The organism is Sphingobium sp. BS19, assembly GCF_027925545.1.
Lineage (GTDB): Bacteria > Pseudomonadota > Alphaproteobacteria > Sphingomonadales > Sphingomonadaceae > Sphingobium.
Map to the genome: position 1 here is coordinate 130,664 of NZ_BSEF01000008.1, position 17,869 is coordinate 148,532.

16 protein-coding genes and 1 riboswitch are annotated in these 17,869 nt (G+C 61.7%); of the genes, 11 read left to right on the plus strand and 5 right to left on the minus strand.

Annotated features, from left to right (window positions below; translation table 11 throughout):
* Positions 1 to 68: 68 nt before the first annotated feature.
* The gene (gene miaA / locus QMG56_RS10865) at positions 69 to 1,010 is read right to left on the minus strand and encodes a tRNA (adenosine(37)-N6)-dimethylallyltransferase MiaA (RefSeq protein WP_281822561.1); all 942 of its coding nucleotides are present in this window, start codon (positions 1,008 to 1,010) and stop codon (positions 69 to 71) included.
* On the opposite strand from miaA, the gene serB reads away from it, so the two are divergent.
* A complete protein-coding gene (gene serB, locus QMG56_RS10870; protein WP_281822562.1) occupies positions 1,009 to 1,893 on the plus strand; it encodes a phosphoserine phosphatase SerB in 885 nt (294 codons plus the stop codon). The two genes, miaA and serB, sit on opposite strands and share 2 nt — an antisense overlap.
* Here serB and QMG56_RS10875 read toward each other — a convergent pair.
* The 3 genes from QMG56_RS10875 to serS form a co-directional block, all read right to left on the minus strand.
* Positions 1,890 to 2,945, minus strand: a complete 1,056-nt coding sequence (locus QMG56_RS10875) for a TrkA family potassium uptake protein (RefSeq protein WP_281822677.1) — start codon at positions 2,943 to 2,945, stop codon at positions 1,890 to 1,892. The two genes, serB and QMG56_RS10875, sit on opposite strands and share 4 nt — an antisense overlap.
* Before the next feature lie 67 nt (positions 2,946 to 3,012).
* Complete coding sequence (gene surE / locus QMG56_RS10880) at positions 3,013 to 3,780, minus strand: 5'/3'-nucleotidase SurE (protein WP_281822563.1); 768 nt, start codon at positions 3,778 to 3,780, stop codon at positions 3,013 to 3,015.
* Between the two features lie 40 nt (positions 3,781 to 3,820).
* Positions 3,821 to 5,098: a serine--tRNA ligase gene (gene serS / locus QMG56_RS10885; protein WP_281822564.1), complete on the minus strand. Its 1,278-nt coding sequence runs from the start codon at positions 5,096 to 5,098 to the stop codon at positions 3,821 to 3,823.
* Between the two features lie 259 nt (positions 5,099 to 5,357).
* Between serS and QMG56_RS10890 the strand changes: the two genes are divergently transcribed.
* The 4 genes from QMG56_RS10890 to QMG56_RS10905 all read left to right on the plus strand — a co-directional run bounded on the left by QMG56_RS10890 (position 5,358) and on the right by QMG56_RS10905 (position 7,466).
* A complete protein-coding gene (locus QMG56_RS10890) occupies positions 5,358 to 5,996 on the plus strand; it encodes a hypothetical protein (RefSeq protein WP_281822565.1) in 639 nt (212 codons plus the stop codon).
* A 38-nt stretch (positions 5,997 to 6,034) separates the two neighbouring features.
* Positions 6,035 to 6,190: a hypothetical protein gene (locus QMG56_RS10895; RefSeq protein ID WP_281822566.1), complete on the plus strand. Its 156-nt coding sequence runs from the start codon at positions 6,035 to 6,037 to the stop codon at positions 6,188 to 6,190.
* A 374-nt stretch (positions 6,191 to 6,564) separates the two neighbouring features.
* Positions 6,565 to 7,029, plus strand: coding sequence for an RNA polymerase-binding protein DksA (gene dksA, locus QMG56_RS10900; RefSeq protein WP_230187412.1), 465 nt, complete (start codon positions 6,565 to 6,567; stop codon positions 7,027 to 7,029).
* A 68-nt stretch (positions 7,030 to 7,097) separates the two neighbouring features.
* On the plus strand, positions 7,098 to 7,466 hold the full coding sequence (locus QMG56_RS10905) for a PilZ domain-containing protein (protein ID WP_230187413.1): 369 nt from the start codon (positions 7,098 to 7,100) through the stop codon (positions 7,464 to 7,466).
* A gap of 78 nt (positions 7,467 to 7,544) precedes the next feature.
* On the opposite strand, the gene QMG56_RS10910 is transcribed toward QMG56_RS10905, so the two are convergent.
* A complete protein-coding gene (locus tag QMG56_RS10910) occupies positions 7,545 to 7,703 on the minus strand; it encodes a YdcH family protein (RefSeq protein WP_230187414.1) in 159 nt (52 codons plus the stop codon).
* A gap of 175 nt (positions 7,704 to 7,878) precedes the next feature.
* Between QMG56_RS10910 and QMG56_RS10915 the strand changes: the two genes are divergently transcribed.
* The 6 genes from QMG56_RS10915 to QMG56_RS10940 all read left to right on the plus strand — a co-directional run bounded on the left by QMG56_RS10915 (position 7,879) and on the right by QMG56_RS10940 (position 17,690).
* Positions 7,879 to 8,076, plus strand: coding sequence for a YdcH family protein (locus QMG56_RS10915; protein ID WP_281822567.1), 198 nt, complete (start codon positions 7,879 to 7,881; stop codon positions 8,074 to 8,076).
* Between the two features lie 84 nt (positions 8,077 to 8,160).
* Positions 8,161 to 8,643 (plus strand): DUF1465 family protein, encoded by a 483-nt coding sequence (locus QMG56_RS10920; protein ID WP_281822678.1) that lies wholly within the window; start codon positions 8,161 to 8,163, stop codon positions 8,641 to 8,643.
* An 86-nt stretch (positions 8,644 to 8,729) separates the two neighbouring features.
* Complete coding sequence (locus tag QMG56_RS10925) at positions 8,730 to 10,853, plus strand: autotransporter assembly complex family protein (RefSeq protein WP_375713680.1); 2,124 nt, start codon at positions 8,730 to 8,732, stop codon at positions 10,851 to 10,853.
* On the plus strand, positions 10,853 to 15,034 hold the full coding sequence (locus tag QMG56_RS10930; RefSeq protein ID WP_281822568.1) for a translocation/assembly module TamB domain-containing protein: 4,182 nt from the start codon (positions 10,853 to 10,855) through the stop codon (positions 15,032 to 15,034). The genes QMG56_RS10925 and QMG56_RS10930 overlap by 1 nt, the downstream gene beginning before the upstream one ends.
* A 25-nt stretch (positions 15,035 to 15,059) precedes the next feature.
* Entirely contained in the window at positions 15,060 to 16,472 is a 1,413-nt protein-coding gene (locus QMG56_RS10935; protein ID WP_281822680.1) for an L-serine ammonia-lyase, read from the plus strand.
* Positions 16,473 to 16,523: 51 nt separating this feature from the next.
* Positions 16,524 to 17,690 (plus strand): deoxyguanosinetriphosphate triphosphohydrolase, encoded by a 1,167-nt coding sequence (locus tag QMG56_RS10940; RefSeq protein ID WP_281822569.1) that lies wholly within the window; start codon positions 16,524 to 16,526, stop codon positions 17,688 to 17,690.
* A gap of 53 nt (positions 17,691 to 17,743) precedes the next feature.
* Positions 17,744 to 17,846: riboswitch (glycine riboswitch) on the plus strand.
* Positions 17,847 to 17,869: the final 23 nt, after the last annotated feature.

The following is a 17,869-nucleotide window of genomic DNA, read 5'->3' on the forward strand; positions in this document are numbered from 1 at the left end:
CCACGCGGATGACAAGTCCGGTCTAGGAGGCGCGCTCTATGTGTTATAATATGCCGTGTCAACCCAATCTATCGCAATAATGTTACGATATCATCGGCATTATTGTTATGGATAATATCGCGATGGCGCGGCCATGTTGCGGGCGGCTGGTTCGAAAACCATGTATATTGGCGCTTTGCATATTGCCGGGTGGCGAGCCGACCGCGTTCGAGCATCTCGGTTCGTTCTATCTCTCCGGCTTCCCATGCCGCGATTTCGCGCACGCCTATGGCGCGCATGACTGGCAGGAGGGGGGGGAGATTACGTGCGACCAGCGTGCGTACCTCCTCGATAGCGCCTTGTTCCACCATCAGGTCAAAACGGGTGTCGCAGCGCGCGATAAGCCAGTCTCGCGGGGGTAGAAGGATGAGTGGACGTAGAGATATCCGATCGCCTATGCCGCCTTCCTTATGGGCCTGCCATTCGGCCAGCGGACGACCCGTTGCGCGGACGACTTCGAGAGCGCGGGCAACGCGCGTCGTGTCTGCGGGTGCCAGGCGCAACGCTGCTGCGGGATCTTCTTTAGCAAGGGCAGCGTGGGCATCGGCGACGGGAAGGGCGCGGACATGAGCACGCACCGCCGCGTCGATTTCCGGAACGGGCGCGATGCCATCCAGAAGCGTGCGGATGTAAAGGCCCGTGCCGCCGACAAGGATGGGGAGTTTCCCGCTGGCATGCGCGGCCGCGATTTCGGCGCGGGCTTCGGCGGCCCAGCGTGGTGCGGAACAGGCCTCCGCACCGTCGATATGGCCGAACAGGCGGTGAGGTGCGCGGGCCATATCGTCGGGTGATGGGCGCGCAGACAGGATCGAGAGGTCTTGGTATACCTGGCTGGCGTCGGCGTTGATGACGATGCCGCCGGTCTCTTCGGCCAAGGCGATGGCAAGCGCACTCTTGCCGCTGGCGGTCGGCCCGGCAATAAGCGCGAGCGGGGGGCGGGATTCGCCGCGATCTGTTTCAGGAGTATCCATGTTCGTTGTAACCTTAGTGGCAAGTGAGGCCATCGGGCAGGGGGATATTGCAGAAGCGCGCGACCGCCTGAACGCGGCGAGTTGTGCGGCGGGCGAATGGCGCTGGATCGATCAGGATAAGGCCGCAGATATCTTCTTCGCAGATAATGCGGTTGCGGCGCGCGCGGCTCTTGTCGAGATAGGGCAAGGGATCGACGTTGTCGTGCAGCCGGTGGCTTCGCGTGAGAAGAAGCTGATCGTGGCGGATATGGATTCGACGATGATTACGGTCGAATGCATCGATGAGCTTGCCGATTATGCGGGGATCAAGGATCAGATCGCGGAGATCACCGAGCGGGCGATGCAAGGCGAACTGGACTTTGCGGAGGCGTTGCGGGCGCGCGTGGCATTGCTCAAGGGGCTGGACGATGCGGTGATCGATCAATGCCGCCTTGAGCGGGTCAAGATCATGCCGGGTGCGAAGGCGCTGATCGGCACTATGCGCTCCCGGGGCGCGCGTGCGATTTTGGTGTCGGGTGGGTTCACGCGGTTCACCGGGCCGGTGGCGGCGGAGATTGGCTTCGATACGGCTTTCGCTAATGTGCTGGATATTGTCGATGGCAAGTTGACGGGAACGGTATGCGATCCCATTGTCGATGCAGCGCGCAAGCGGTTCGAGCTGGGAGCCGCAATGGCGCAGCACCGATTGCCACGGGAGGCTACGTTGGCCGTGGGAGACGGGGCGAACGACATTCCGATGATCGAGGCGGCGGGACTGGGCGTGGCCTATCATGCGAAGGCGAAAGCCCGGGCGGTCGCGGATGCGGAGATCGTGTATGGCGACCTGAGCGTGTTGCTGTATGCACAGGGCATCGGGCGGAGCGATTGGGTGAAACTTCCCTAAGGTCGCGCAACTGGCTTTCCGTTGGCGCCGGGCACGATCTCCACGATCTGGTCTCCGGCCTGTAGGATTTTTGCGCGCTCTTCCCAGTAACCGATGGGCGATTCGTTGCGGTAAATCCGCAGGGCGATGCCCGTCGTGACGCTTTGCAGCGGCTTGCCGACTTCGTCCGGCAGAACGGCGCGTTCGGACAGTTTCACGCCGCCGCCTGCCGCTGCGAGGTCCGCCATATAGTCGGCGATGTGATGTCCCGAACAGCTTCCCGCCAGCAAAAGGCCGGCAAAGCTGACCGGGTTGATAACGGTCGTTGCTCCCGCCTGACGGGCCGGTAACTCATTGTCTTCATTGCGAACGACGATGCTGATGGGAACGTCGGGCGCCAGATGGCGCGCCGTCAGGGTGATGAGAATGGAGGAATCGTCGCGCCCTGCCGACACGATCATCGAACAGGCGCGGTCGATCTGTACATCGGTCAGTGTCCGGTCGCGCGTCGCGTCGCCGCAGAGGATGTTGCAGCCCAGTGCTTCGGCTTCGGCTAGCGCGCTTTCGCTGCCATCAATGACCACGATGGAATGTGGATCGTGGCCACGCGCGATGAGTTCCCGCACAGCCTCGCTATTGCTGGTGCCGAACCCGGCAACGACGATGTGCTTGTCGAGCGCTTTTTGAATGCGGGCCATACGCCACCTGTAAAATGTGTTGCGAAGGAAGAAGTTATAGGCCGTGCCCAGAAAAATAAGCCACACGAACAGCCGGATCGGCGTGACGATGAATGTTTCGAACAGGCGCGTCTGCGGGCTGACCGGCACGATATCGCCATAGCCGACGGTGGTTACCGTGACCGTCGTGAAATACAGCACGTCGATGAAGCTGATGTGATTATCGAGATTGTCTTTCAGGCCGTCGCGGTCGATCCAGTGGATCGCAAGGACGATGGTGATCAGGACGAAGATCGCCCCCACCCGCCACGCAAGATCCATCCATGCCGGAAGCGAAGAACGGCGGCGCAGGAAATGCGCGACGCCGGGACCGACCGGGCGACGGTCAAGACGCATCAAGGAACCGATATCTTTGAAGAACCCAAGGCCATGTCAGCTATGATAGCAGCCCCGTGCCATCATGCTACGTATTTGAAAAGGCCGCTGCAACGGCGTCCATCGACCCGTCATGGGTCAGGTCGTAGTGGAGGGGGGTGACAGTGATATAGCCTTGCGAAATGGCTTCCAGATCGGTCCCCGCAGGCACAGCATCGCTATTGCCCAGGCCGAACCAGTAATAGCGATAGCCGCGTGGGTCGGTGCCTTCGATGATGCGGGTGCGATCGACATCATGGAACCCCTGACGCACCACCCGGACGCCTTTGACTTCGGTCGGTTCGATGGCGGGGAAGTTGACGTTCAGCAGCATCCGCTTGCCTGCGGGCATCGCGATCAGGGGGCGGAGAACCTTTTCGCCCCATGCCTCTGCGCAGGCAAAGGGTACGCTGTCCCCCATGCCTTCGCGCGAATAGACCTGGCTGAGCGCGATGGAGCGAATGCCCGAAATCGCGCCTTCCATGGCTGCTGCCACCGTGCCGCTATAGGTCACGTCCTCGGCCAGATTTGCGCCGCGATTGACGCCTGAAAGGATGAGGTCGGGCGGGCAGTCGTTCATCAACTGCCCCACCGCCATCATCACCGCGTCGGTAGGCGTTCCGGTGACGCTGTAATGTTTATCGGCATGTTTGCGAATGCGGAGCGGGCGCGACAGCGTGAGGCTGTGGCCTGCGCCGGACTGTTCTTCCGATGGCGCGACGATCCAGATGTCGTCGGACAAGGTGCGGGCGATAGCCTCCAATACCTTTAGGCCGGGGGCGTGGACGCCGTCGTCATTGGTCAGGAGGATGCGCATTGGAAACTTTCGAGCAGCGAATGGAATGTCGGCGAATGGACTAACGCGGTTCCAGCTTGGTCACGCCGCCCATATAGCGCGCAAGCACCTCTGGGATGACGACGCTGCCGTCGGCTTGCTGATAGTTTTCCAGCACGGCCACCAGCGTCCGGCCCACGGCAAGGCCGGAACCGTTGAGGGTGTGCAGGAAGCGCGTCGCCTTTTCGCCTTCGGGTTTGAAGCGGGCGTTCATCCGGCGCGCCTGAAAATCGCCGCAGTTGGAGATGCTGGATATTTCGCGATAGGTCTGTTGGCTGGGCAACCAGACTTCCAGATCGAAGGTCTTGCGCGCAGAGAACCCCATGTCGCCGGTGCAGAGCAGCACCTTGCGATAGGGCAGGTCCAGAGCCTGCAATATGCCTTCGGCGGCGGCGACCATGCGTTCATGCTCGGCTTCCGATTGATCGGGCGGGCAGATGGCGACCAGTTCGACCTTCTCGAACTGATGCTGGCGGATATAGCCGCGCGTGTCGCGCCCCGCCGACCCGGCTTCGGAGCGGAAGCAGGGAGTGAGCGCCGTGAAGCGCAACGGCAGGGTGTCGAGCGGGACGATCTGCTCGCGGACGAGATTGGTAAGACTGACTTCAGCTGTCGGGATCAGCCAGCGACCGTCGGTGGTGTGGAAAAGATCTTCCGCGAATTTGGGTAGCTGACCTGTGCCATACAGCGCCTCGTCGCGCACCAGCAGTGGCGGATTGACTTCCTCATAGGCATTGGTGCCGGTTTGCGTGTCCAGCATGAACTGCGCCAGTGCGCGGTGCAGTCGCGCTATCGGACCGCGAAGGGCTGCGAAGCGCGCACCGGCCATTTTGGCGGCACCTTCAAAATCAAGGCCGATAGCCGGTCCGAAATCGGCATGATCGCGCGGGGTAAAGTCGAAGTCACGCGGCCTGCCCCAGCGGGCGACTTCGACATTGTCGGCTTCGTCGGCACCCTGTGGCACATCGTCGGCGGGCAGGTTGGGGATTGCCAACAGCATCGCCTCGACTGCGGCGGTCGTGTCCCGCTCCTCCTGTTCCATTTCCGGCAGGCGCTCTTTCAGCGCGGCGACTTCCGCCTTGATCGCGTCTGCGCGGGCGCTGTCCTTGGCGGCCATGGCCTGGCCGATGGCCTTGCTGGCTTCGTTGCGGCTCGCCTGATTGACTTGCAGCTCGGTCGCAATCGCGCGCCGCTTCTCATCCGCTTGAACAATCTCGGCGGAGAGCGGCGCCAGTCCGCGCTTGGCGAGGGCGGCGTCGAAGGTGGCGGGATTGTCCCGTATGGCGCGAATATCATGCATGGGGTCACCCTATGCCGCCGGGCGATGAGGCGTGCAAGAGCGGTTCGCGCCTGCGGCGCGGTTCATGGAAAAAGGGCGGACCTGTAACACAGGCCCGCACTTGAACTTTCCCCCACGGAAACTTGATCAGGCTGCTTCTTGAGCCTCTTCGTCCGCCTTCGTTGCAAAGCGGCGGCGGGCGACAAGGGCTGCCGCTGCTGCGCCGAACAGAAGAACCATCGGCGGCGCGGGAACGTCGGTCCCGCCGCTGCTGCTCGACGTGCCGCCGCTGCTGCTGGACGAGGATGACGACGAGGAGCTGGAGCTGGACGACGAGGAAGACGAACTGCTGCTGGTCGCGCCGAAGCTGGACGAGGAAGTCGAGGACGACACATTGCCCGAAGAGGACGAGCTTACATTGCCCGATGAAGAGGAGGTCGAGCTGACGCCGCCAGTGGACGTGGATGAAGTCGAACTCACGCCGCCAGTGGATGTCGAAGAGGTAGAGCTGACCCCGCCCGACGTGGAGCTGACCCCGCCGGTCGAAGTCGAGGAGCCGCCAGACGTGGAGCTGACACCCCCTGTGGAGCTGCTCGATCCGCCTGAGCTGGTGGAGCTGGAACCGCCGCTGGTCGATGTGGAGCCGCCGCTGGTGGTGGACGACACAACGACGCTGCCGCCGCCCCCGCCGCTGCCGCCGAAGAACCCACCGAAGAAACCGCCGCCGCTGCCGCCAAAGCCGCCGCTACCGCCGATAATCACGGGCGCGCCGCCGCCGCCGCCAGAAACGAAGCCTGGATCGGAAGCCATGGCCATCGGCATGGGGATGGGCGGGTTCTGGGTGGTGACGGTGACGGTCTGCGGGGCACAATTGGCAGCGGTACGCACAACACGCTTTTTAACCGGGCGCTGTGCATAGTGCTGCCGCGGCTTAGCGTGCTTGACCATCTTGAGGCTTTGAACGTTCGCAGGGCGCGGCTTTTCCGCTACATGCACAGCGCCACCACCTATTATGGCTCCACCGCAAGCGCAGGCGCAGAGTTTGGCGAGGGCCATACGAACGGACATAGCGTAACACTCTTTTTGTTTCTTGCCGATCGCCCCGTTCGCTAATCACGAACAAGCGAGGCGGCAGTCGGTATGTGAATAAACGCAAAAGAAAGCGTTAACTGCAACGCTGTTAACCCCGTTTGTCTGTCCGTAAGCAAGAAAAACGTAAACGGGGAATGAACGAAGCTGGTTAACGTCCCAATTCGATACAGTGTTTTAGGTAAAGGCTGGCCCGATCCGCCTCACGATACATGTGCATGACCTCAGTTGGTGCATGTTGACGCTACGGCAGGGCAGGGGGGATTCGTCGATTTTAAACGCACATGGCGAGCGAGGAATGGCGCTTGTGTCCGCCTTGCCCGCTGGCTATACGCCCGCTCAAACTTTATCAGGCGGTCGGGTTCCCGCCCCGATCAGCCATCCTGTCGGAGAGCCCAATGGCATTGGTCCTGAATTCCGGAAAAGACGACGGCGACTCTGCAAAAGCCGCCGTTCCACTTCCGGCAGATTACCGCCCTTCGGCGGACGAAGATTTCATGAATCCGCAACAACTGGAATATTTCCGTCAGCGTTTGCTCGATTGGAAAAAGCAGATATTGGCGGAAGCGGAAGGTACGCTTGCGGTTCTGCAAAACGAGCCGTTGCGCGAACCCGATCTCAACGATCGTGCGTCCAGCGAGACCGACTGGTCCATTGAACTGCGTACGCGCGACCGGCAACGCAAGCTGATTTCCAAGATCGATGCGGCGCTGCGTCGGATCGACGATGGCGAATATGGCTATTGCGAAGTTACGGGCGAACCGATTTCCCTTGGCCGACTGGAAGCCCGTCCCATCGCAACGATGACTGTCGAAGCGCAGGAACGGCATGAGCGCCAGGAAAAGGTTTCGCGCGACGATTAACTGTTCGTCTACTTTATGGGGTTAAGGCTGCCAGACCGACGTTTTTTCGATCTGGATGCCTGCATATCATGACCATAAATGTAGAAGACGCTGATGACCGTGGCCCCGCTCGCGGTGCGCGGCGCGATAGCCTCTTCCTGTTGACGGTGATAAGCGATCCCGATGGTCGCGCGATGGGCAGCGCACGAGTGCGGAACCTGTCCGCGACGGGGCTCATGGCCGACTGCGAAAAGCCCTTTTCGGTGGGTGACCGCATTTCAACGAAGTTGCGCGGCGTCGGCGAGGTTACTGGCAAAATCACTTGGGTAAAAGACGACCGGGTCGGCGTGAGTTTTGACGCGCCGATAGATCCAAAGCTGGCACGGCGCGCTGTTGCTGCACCGCAAAGCACACTGCCCGGTTATCTGCGTCCGACGATAACATTGTCGCGCAAATAAGTTCTATATTCACGACGACTTATGACTGACCCCATAACTGGGGCCAGCCATGTCGCGACGGCAATGTGACGATGGTGTCTAGTGAGACGAGGAAATCTCTTCTTTCACTCGCAGTTTTCGCTTTTTGAGCGTGGCTAACAGCACTGGATCGGGCATGGGGCGGCTGGTTTCCGCCTTAATACGCGCTTCGATTCCCGCATGCTTGGCTTGCAGGGCAGAGATGTGGCTATTTTCCATATTGGTCTCCTTCACTTCATGTGCCGGATGACGGAATAGATCATGATTCGCGGCGCCTGTCTCGCACGATTTTGTGCGCTGCGACCGAAGCCTTTTCTTTTGCGACGATCTGCATTTGGCATGTCGGGGCGCAAGATGCATTGCGTGGAAAGAACCGATCGGCGATGATGGGCAAATGACCGCTGAAGACACCATGCGCAGGCTGGAACTGCTCCGACTCGAGCACCGCGATATGGACATGGCTATAGGGGCCTTGATCGTCAGCGGAACGGGCGATCAGTTGCAACTCTCGCGGCTGAAGAAACGCAAGCTGCGGCTGCGCGACGAAATCGCGATGCTTGAGGACAGCCTGATACCTGACATCATCGCATGATCCGGATTGATACAGTCGACGCATCGTATTGAAATTTAGGGTTAACGCCCCTGACAAGCCTGAGTGCCTGTGACACAGGAAGCGATGCGCAATGCTCCCTACGTTCTGGATGCCGGACTCCACCGTCGGCTGGTCGATAGTTTGTATGTCGAAGCTATGGTCATGGCGGACGAAGCGCGCGGCTATTTCGACAAGCTGGGCGCCGTCGATCGGGAAAATCTGGAGCCGATGCAGCGCATCCTGTTTTCCTGCGAGTCGCTAAAAGTGACGACGCGGCTGATGCATGTGATCGCGTGGTTGCTGGCACAGCGGGCCTGGCAGCGCGGCGAAATCGATTCCGAGGCTCTGGCAGACGAGCGTTTTCGTTTGGGCGACGCGGCGGCGACGGATGGAGAGAGCATTGCCGCCTTTCCGTTTGCAGCCAAGGCGCTGATCGAAGGAAGCACGGACCTCTACGATCGCGTTGCGCGTTTCGAAACGCAAATGATTGCCGGGCGCAATAGTGCCCATGACGGCCGACAAAGTCCCGCCCAGGACCTGATCGACAGGCTGGTGCGCTCGTTGTGACGCGATCTGCGCGCGCGAATTGTAAAAGCGTTGTTCCTAAGTATCTTGACTGGCGCGGGGCCAAGAACATCGGCTAGAGCGAGACAATGTCGCACGGCACGTTGCCCAATACATCTGAACTACTCTGTCCGCACTCCGCCTGGCTTACGCTTGTCACGCTGGCGTTGCTGCCCGTGGGGGCATGGGCGCAAGAGACGGTCGCGCACCCGCGCGCGGTTATGCCCGCCCAAATATACGCACCGCCGCCCGTGCGAAGCACGCTGGATATCGACCCGAACGCCACCTTGGCGCCGATGCCGGATCTGGGCGTTGACTGGCCCGACATGGACGCGCCGGACACTATGGCACCGCTAATGGCGGAAGTGCCGGATGCGCAGGCACCTGTTGCCACGTCCGAAGTGGACACTCCGACCGTCACTGTCGATGCTGCCGCTACGCCCGCCGATCCGCCGCCTGAACAGGACGTTGAGTTCGACGCCGGTGCCGAGCGCCGGTATCGCGTGACGCTGGCGGGGTTGGAGAATATCTCCGATACTGTTTTCGCCACCCGGTTCGATGAACTGTCCGTGCTGAAGCAGGGCGATGGCAAGCCCGCCAATCTGGCGCAGATCAACCGGCGGATCAAAGAAGATACCGCGCTGCTTGACCGGCTGATGCGTGCCAAAGGCTATTATGACGCGCGCATTCGCGGATCGGTTTCTGCGCCGACAGCGGGCGATCAGCGGTTACAGGTCAGCCTGGATGTCGTGCCGGGGCCGCTATATGTACTCGCGTCCGTCGATCTGGAAGGATTGCAGGACACCGGCCCCAAAGAGCCGGTATTGCGTGACGCCTTTTCGGTGAAGGTCGGCGATCCGATCGATGCGGACAAGATTGTCGGTGCGCAGGCGGCGTTGACAGCGGCGCTTGGCAACAACGGCTTTCCCTTTGCCAAGGTCGAAGAGCCGGTCGTCCGGGTCGATCATGAAGCCGACAAGGGCGATCTGGATCTGATCATCGCGACCGGCGGATATCGTACCTTCGGGCGGATCGTGCTGCCCGATGACGACTTGTTCAGCGCGCGTCATGTCCAGCGGATTGCACGCTTTCGTCCAGGCGACACCTATACCGCGTCCGACGTGGAGGATCTTCGGCGGGCGCTGGTCGCTACGGGGCTGGTATCCTCGGTCAAATTGACGCCCAAGGACGCAGGCGATGGCGAGCATGTTGATCTCGCGGTCGATGTGACTGCCGCGCCGCCGCGGACCATTGCCGGTGAAATCGGCTATGGCACGGGCGAAGGCTATCGCATCGAAGCAAGCTGGCAGCATCGCAATTTCTTCCCGCCCGAAGGCGCGCTGACAGTGCGCGGGGTAGCCGGAACGCAGGAGCAGACCGGATCGGTTACCTACCGTCGCAATAACTTCAGAAAGCGCGATCAGGTTCTGACGGGCCTGCTGTCTGTAAGTAACATTAACCGCAACGCTTTTGACGCGCGGACAGTGCAGTTGTCCGGCACATTGGAACGCCAGACCAATATCATATTCCAGAAGAAGTGGGTTTGGAGTGTCGGCGGGGAGTTGGTGGCGTCCGACGAACGTGACAGCTTCAGTCAGTTACGCGGAGGGCGGCGCACCTTCTTCATCGGTGCATTGCCGACAGGCTTGACCTATGACGGCAGTGATGACCTTCTGAACCCCACCACAGGGTTCCGACTGGGTGGTCGCCTGAGCCCGGAGCTGTCTTTCCAAAACAGCACTTTCGGATACATCCGGGCGCAGATCGACGGCAGCATATATCAGCCCATGTCCGATCGGATCACACTGGCAGGACGCGCGCGGCTGGGCACGATTTTCGGTTCGACCGTCAGCCGGATTGCACCGTCCCGGCGCTTTTATGCGGGCGGTGGCGGATCGGTGCGCGGTTATGGTTATCAGGCCATCGGGCCGCGTGACGCGAATAACGATCCTATCGGCGGCAAGAGCCTGGCGGAATTTTCACTGGAGGCTCGCGTACGGTTCGGTAATTTCGGCGTTGTGCCGTTTGTGGATGCGGGCAACATCTCGACGGCGGCGCTGCCACGTTTCAACGATCTGCGCATCGGTGCGGGTGTCGGTGTGCGCTATTACAGCAATTTCGGTCCGATCCGCATCGACGTAGGCACGCCCATCAATCCGCAGCGCGGCGATTCGAAGATTGCGGTGTATGTTTCGCTTGGGCAGGCCTTCTGATGGACGAGCCTACACCCGAAGCTGAGGTCCAGCCCGTCGCGCGCAAAGCGAAGCGCGGGCGGTGGCAGCGATGGGTGCTGGGCGTACTATTGACGCTGGCCGTGGCGCTTGTCGGGGCGGTCGTCTGGCTCGACACCGACGCAGGCCATCGTTTCGTCATCAGCCGCATAGAGCGCGTCGCGCCCCAATCCGGCTTGCGGATCAAGGTCGGCGGGATCGACGGCAGTATCTATAGCAAGGCCCGGTTGCGCGACCTGCGCCTGTACGATCCCAACGGGCTGTTCTTTTCCGCGCCGGACGTTCAACTCGACTGGTGGCCGGTCGCGTGGATATCGAACCGGCTGGACATCGATCGCCTGTTTATACCGCGCGCAACGCTGCATCAGTTGCCCAAATTGCGGCCGACCAAGGTGCAGGGGCCGATCCTGCCCGATCTCGACATCCGGCTGATGCAGTTCAAGGTGGAGCGGTTGACGCTCGCCCAAAAGGTCACCGGGCGGGAGCAGGTCGCTACCCTGGGTGGGGATGCCGACATCCGTTCCGGCCGTGCCGTGATCGACTTGCAAGCCCGTGTGCTGGGCGGGTCCGATGCCGTCATTCTGTCGCTGGATAGCCGCCCGGACGACAACAGGTTCGATGTAGACGTCACCGTCAATGCGCCCAAGGGTGGCGTGCTGGCGATGATGGCCGGGTTGAAACAGGACGCCAATGTCCGCGTGCAGGGGGATGGCACCTGGGCGAAATGGAACGGGACGGCGATTGCTTCGCTGGATAAGGTTCCGGCGGTTTCGCTGCGGCTGGCGGCGACGAAGGGGCAGTATCAACTGACCGGCGATGTTGAGGGGCAAGCCATAGCGGGCAACGGCCTGATCCAGCGTCTCTCGGCCCCCCGGCTCGATCTGACCGCGACCGGGACGTTGGAAAACCGGGTGCTGGACGGCACCATGAAGCTGCGCTCTGCGGCCATCGATCTGACGGCGGACGGCGCGTTCGATCTGCGCAACAGCAGTCTCGACAACATGCGGATCGACGCGAAGCTGGCACGGCCGCAGGCGTTGCTCAAGACGATGACGGGGCGCGATGTCGTTGCGCGGGTGCGGCTGGATGGGCCGATATCGACGGTGGGTTTCGAATATCTGCTGTCCGCCAAGCAACTGGCGTTCGGCAAGACGATATTGCGCGATGTCCGGGCGCAGGGTGAGGGGCGGCGCGCAAAGGGTGGTCCTGCCATCGTGCCCATCAAATTGTCCGCGCGTCAGCTTGACGGGCAAGGCGATGTGGTGGCGGGCATCGTCCGCAATTTTTCGCTGGCCGGTGCGCTGCAGATCAATGGACAGAAGATCACGTCCACCCCGCTGCAGGTGCGATCCGACAAGTTGAAGGGCGCGCTTATCGTTATCGCGGACCTGAAGACCGGGCGGTATGATATCGGGCTGACGGGTGACATTAACGGATTGCTGATCCCTGGCCTGGGCATTGTGGATGTGCGGTCGAAGGTGCAGGCGGTGCCCGGAGCCAATGGCGCATTTACGCTGAAAGGGCAGGCGCTGGCGACGATGCGGCGGCTGGACAACAGCTTCTTCCGGACATTGGGAGGCGGGTTGCCGCGTCTGCGATCCGGCTTGTCGCTGGGGCCGGATGGTCGATTGATCCTGAGCGGTTTGAAGCTGGATACGCCGCTTTTGTCGCTGTCGGCCAATGGCTACAGGCGGCCCGACAAGACGTTCCATTTCGAAGGGGGCGGGTCTCACAAGACGTACGGGCCGGTCAAACTTGTGATCGACGGGATAATCGACCGGCCGACGGTGGACGTGCTGCTGGCGCGGCCGATGGATGCCGCCGGGCTGGCTAATGTGAAGGTGCACCTTGATCCCAACGTCCTTGGCTATGCTTTCACGACCGAGGGCATGTCGACCCTTGGCATGTTCACGGGCAATGGGACCATTTCGCTGCCGAAGGGTGCGCAGAGCGTGATATTCGTCGACCGGCTGGCCGTGGCCGGATCGGTTGCGCGGGGACGTATCCTGCCGGTGACTGGCGGACTGGACGGAAGGCTGGATGTTAGCGGCGCTCTGGCGGGATTCGTGGCTCTGGCGCCTGTGGGCGGCGATCAACAGATCAAGACCGAGTTGACGGCGACCGATGCAACTTTCGATGGGCCAACCAGCATCCGGGTGCGTCGCGGGAAGTTAACTGCGACGGCTTTGCTGGAACCGACCGGCACGACCATCGACGCGACGGTGACGGCGCGCGGGCTGCAAGTGGGGCCCATGCGGATCAACCGGCTCGATGGAAACGCCAAGCTGGTGGATGGGAGCGGCAAGGTGACTGCCAGCGTTCTGGGGCAGCGCGGAAGGTTGTTCGATCTGAAGTTCGATGCGGACGTTACGCCGGGTCGGGTGTCGATCATGGCGGCGGGAACGCTTGATCGGCGACCGATCACCCTGACGCGCGCTGCGGTGCTGACGAAGACCGATGACGGCTGGCGATTGGCGCCGACGACGGTCAACTATCGCGGCGGCACGTCGCAATTTGCGGGGCGTCTGGGCGGTGAGTCGACGGAGATCGAGGCACGGCTCAACAAGCTGCCGCTGGCATTGCTGGACATTGCTTATGATACGCTGGGCCTTGGCGGGGCCGCGACGGGGACGCTAAGCTATGTGAAACCGCGTGGGGGCGTGCCGACGGGAACGGCGAATTTGCGGATAAGGGGGCTGACACGGTCCGGGCTGGCGTTGACGTCCCGTCCGGTGGATGTGGGCGTCAATGCCGTGCTGTCCGCGACCCGGCTTGCTGCGCGGGCGACGATCAACGCCGATGGCAAGACGATTGGACGGGCGCAGGCGCTGCTGACGCCGCTGGGGTCGGGCGATCTGATGCAGCGGCTTCATGCTGCGCCGTTGTTCGCGCAGATGCGGTATAACGGTACGGCGGATACCTTGTGGCGGCTTACGGGGATCGAGATTATCGATCTGACCGGTCCGGCGGCGGTGGCTGCGGACGTGCGCGGTACGCTGGACAATCCGGTCATCAACGGAACGCTCGCCAGCGACAATGCGACTATCGACAGCCCGATCACGGGAATGCGGCTTTCCGGTGTGAAAGCGCGCGGTCGCTTTGGCGGATCGCAACTGGTCATCTCCAGCTTCTCCGGCAATGCGCGCGGCGGCGGGAGTGTCACCGGCACCGGACGCTTCGACTTTGCAGGGGGCAAGGGCGTCGCGATGGATCTGTCGATGCAGGCGACCAATGCGGCGTTGCTGGAGCGGGACGATATTGGGGCGACGGTGACCGGGCCGATCACGATTACGTCCGATGGCGTGGGCGGCACGATTGCGGGGAATGTCGATCTTATCCGTAGCCGCTTTACGCTGGGGCAGGCCGCTGCGGTGGCCGCTATTCCGGAATTGCGGGTGATCGAAGTCAACCGGCGCGGTGAGGAGTTCGAGAAGGCGACGGCAAGTGCGCCTTGGAAGCTGGATATCAAGGCGAACGCGCGCAATCGGCTGACCGTGACGGGCCTTGGCCTCAACAGCGAGTGGCGCGCCAAGCTGGACATTGGTGGCACGGTGACGGCACCTGCCATTCAGGGGACGGTCGATCTGGTGCGCGGCGGATATGAGTTTGCCGGTCGCCGCTTTGACCTGAGCGAAGGACGTATCCGGTTCGATGGCTCTACGCCTGCTGACCCGACGCTGGATATCGAAGCGGCAGCAAGCCTTAATGGGATCAATGCGACTATCCGGGTGACGGGGAGCAGCCTGAAACCTGTCATCAACTTCACCAGCATACCGGCGCTGCCGGAGGACGAGTTGTTGTCTCGCCTGCTGTTCGGAACGTCGATCACCAATTTGTCTGCGCCCGAAGCGCTGCAATTGGCGACAGCGGTCACATCGTTGCGGGGCGGGGGCGGTGGTCTGGACCCCATCAACGCCGTGCGCAAAGCAGCGGGCCTCGATCGCCTGCGTATCCTGCCCGCCGATCCGACCATCGGTCAGGGGACGTCCGTTGCGGCTGGCAAATATCTCACCCGGAAGACCTATGTCGAGTTGATCACCGATGGGCAGGGCTATTCGGCAACGCGCATAGAATATCAGGTAACACGGTGGTTATCTTTGCTGTCGAGCGTTTCCACCATCGGACGGCAAAGCGCCAATGTTCGCGTATCGAAGGACTATTGATGTGACCACTACCGATGCAGATTCCGTGCTTGCTGAAGCGCGGCCCCGGCAACGGTCGCGCATCGATAGCAGCGCGGCGATCAGCGTGGTCGATCTGTTCACCATCGGCATAGGGCCGTCCAGTTCGCATACTGTAGGTCCGATGCGGGCGGCACTGATGTTCATGGAGGTGCTGCCGGAACAGCCCAAAAATGTGACGTGCGAACTGTTCGGGTCGCTCGCGCTGACGGGGCATGGTCACGCGACCGACACCGCCATCTTGCTGGGACTATCCGGGGAGCGGCCGGAGACAGCCGATCCCGAAACGATAGCCCCACAGATCGCCGAAATCCGCAAGGCACAGGTCATTCGCTTTGGCGACTGGTCGGTCCCTTTCGTGGAAGACCGCGATCTGCTGTTCCACAAGGGCGTGTTTCTGGAGCAGCACAGCAACGGTATGCGCTTCACTGCACAGATGGCCGACGGCAGCGAAATCGTTCGCGAATATTTCTCCGTCGGCGGTGGTGCGGTGTTGGGCGGGGATGCCATCGCCGATGCGTCTTCGGGCGGAGGGAAGATCGGGCATAATCTCGTTCAGCCGCTGCCCTTTTCGTCCGGAGCCGAGATGCTTTCCCAAGGGGAAGAGACCGGACTGTGCATCGCGACATTGGTAATGCGTAATGAGGCGGCGTGGCGTCCGCAGGCGGAGACCGAAGCGTTTCTGGACGATGTGATCGACGCCATGAATGCGTCGATCGATCGGGGCATGAAGCAGGAAGGGATGCTTCCCGGGGGTCTTAAGGTTCGGCGTCGGGCAAAGGCGATCCATGCACGGTTGCGCGCGGGGCAGGAAGGTATGCAGCCTGCGGCGGTATTTGAGTGGGTGAGCCTGTTCGCTCTGGCGGTGAATGAGGAGAACGCTGCGGGGGGCAGAGTTGTTACCGCGCCGACCAATGGCGCAGCGGGGGTCATTCCTGCGGTACTGCGTTACTATCGCAAGTTTGTGCCGGGTGCGGACCGGGAAGGCGAGCGGCAGCTTTTGATGACTGCGGCGGCTATCGGCTTTCTGTACAAGAAGCGCGCCTCCATTTCGGCGGCGGAGATGGGATGTCAGGGCGAAGTGGGCGTCGCGTGCTCCATGGCGGCGGCGGGTTTGGCGGCGGTGCTGGGCGGCACCAATCAGCAAGTCGAGAATGCTGCGGAAATCGGCATGGAGCATAATTTGGGGCTGACCTGCGATCCCATTGGCGGGCTGGTCCAAATTCCTTGTATCGAGCGGAATACGATGGGCGCGGTGAAGGCGATCAACGCGGCCTATCTCGCGCTGCAAGGCGACGGTCGGCATATCGTCAGTCTGGATGCGGTCATCGAAACGATGCGCCAGACGGGCGAGGACATGGCGAGCCGGTACAAGGAAACGAGCCTTGGCGGGCTGGCCGTCAATGTCGTGGAGTGCTGATCGCAGGATATCGCCATTTGCACGGTCGCTCCGGTCGGCTACATCGCGCGCATGACGATGCCCGCTCCCTATGCCGCAAAGCCCGATGACAGCCGCGGACGACTGCACCCTGAACCCGGCGGCGAGACGCGCGGGCCGCGCGACATGTTTCAGCGCGACCGGGACCGGATCATCCATTCGATTTCTTTCCGCCGCCTGCGCCACAAGACGCAGGTGTTCGTGGCACCGGATGGGGACCATTATCGGGTAAGACTGACACACAGTCTGGAAGTCGCGCAGATCGGGCGGACTATTGCGCGGGTGCTGGGCCTCAACGAAGATCTGACCGAAGCCTTGTGCCTTGCGCACGATATCGGCCATCCGCCGTTCGGTCATGCGGGGGAAGATGCGCTGGAGGAAGCGCTGGCGGAGCAGGGTGGGTTCGACCACAACGCCCATACGCTGCGCACGCTGATGCTGTTGGAAAGCCCCTATCCGCGTTTTGCCGGACTGAACCTGAGTTGGGACATGCTGGAGGGGTTGGCCAAGCATAACGGCCCGATCGATCGGCCCAGTTGGGCGATGGCGGAAATCGATGCGATGATGCCGCTCGACCTGCATAGCTGGCCATCGCTGGAGGCGCAGGTCGCCGCGATTGCAGACGACATCGCCTATGACAATCATGACATCGACGATGGATTGCGTGCCGGATTGCTGACGCTCGACCAGTTGCTCGAAGTGCCGATGGTTGCGCGATGCTGGGAACGGGTACGGACGCGGCATCCCGATGTCGCTGAGGCGCGATTACTCCGTGAACTGGTGCGCGACCAGATCGGCCTGATGGTGAACGATGTGCTGGAAACGAGCAGGGCCGCCATTGCTTCGGCGGGCGTGACAAGTGTTGCGGATGTACGCGCAGCGGGACGTGCGCTCATCGGCTTTTCGCCGGAAATGGCCGCCGAGGAACGGGCATTGAAGCGTTTCATGTATGCAGAGCTTTATCATCATCCAGAACAGCTCGCCGCCGCCGAGCGCGCTCGCGCTATCGTCACCGGTCTGTTTGCCGCCTATCGGGAAGACCCGACGCGAATGGCGGATGGATGGTCCGAGGACTGTGGCGCGCATGAGCCGGAACGCAGCCGCCATATCGCCGACTTCATTGCCGGCATGACCGACCGTTATGCAGAAAACTGTTACCAAGCGTTATTCGGGCGGCGCGTACCACTTCTGATGGATTGACGCGCTGACGGAATTGGGGAAAGGACGAATCGTCTCCGCGCCGGATTCGGTGCGGGCATGATACGGGAGAGTGTCGCTGCGGGGTAAAAGCCGGAGCGACCGCCGAAGGAGCAACCGCCCCGGAATCTCTCAGGCGACAAGGACCGTCTCATGTTCAGACACTCTGGAAAGCGAGCGGC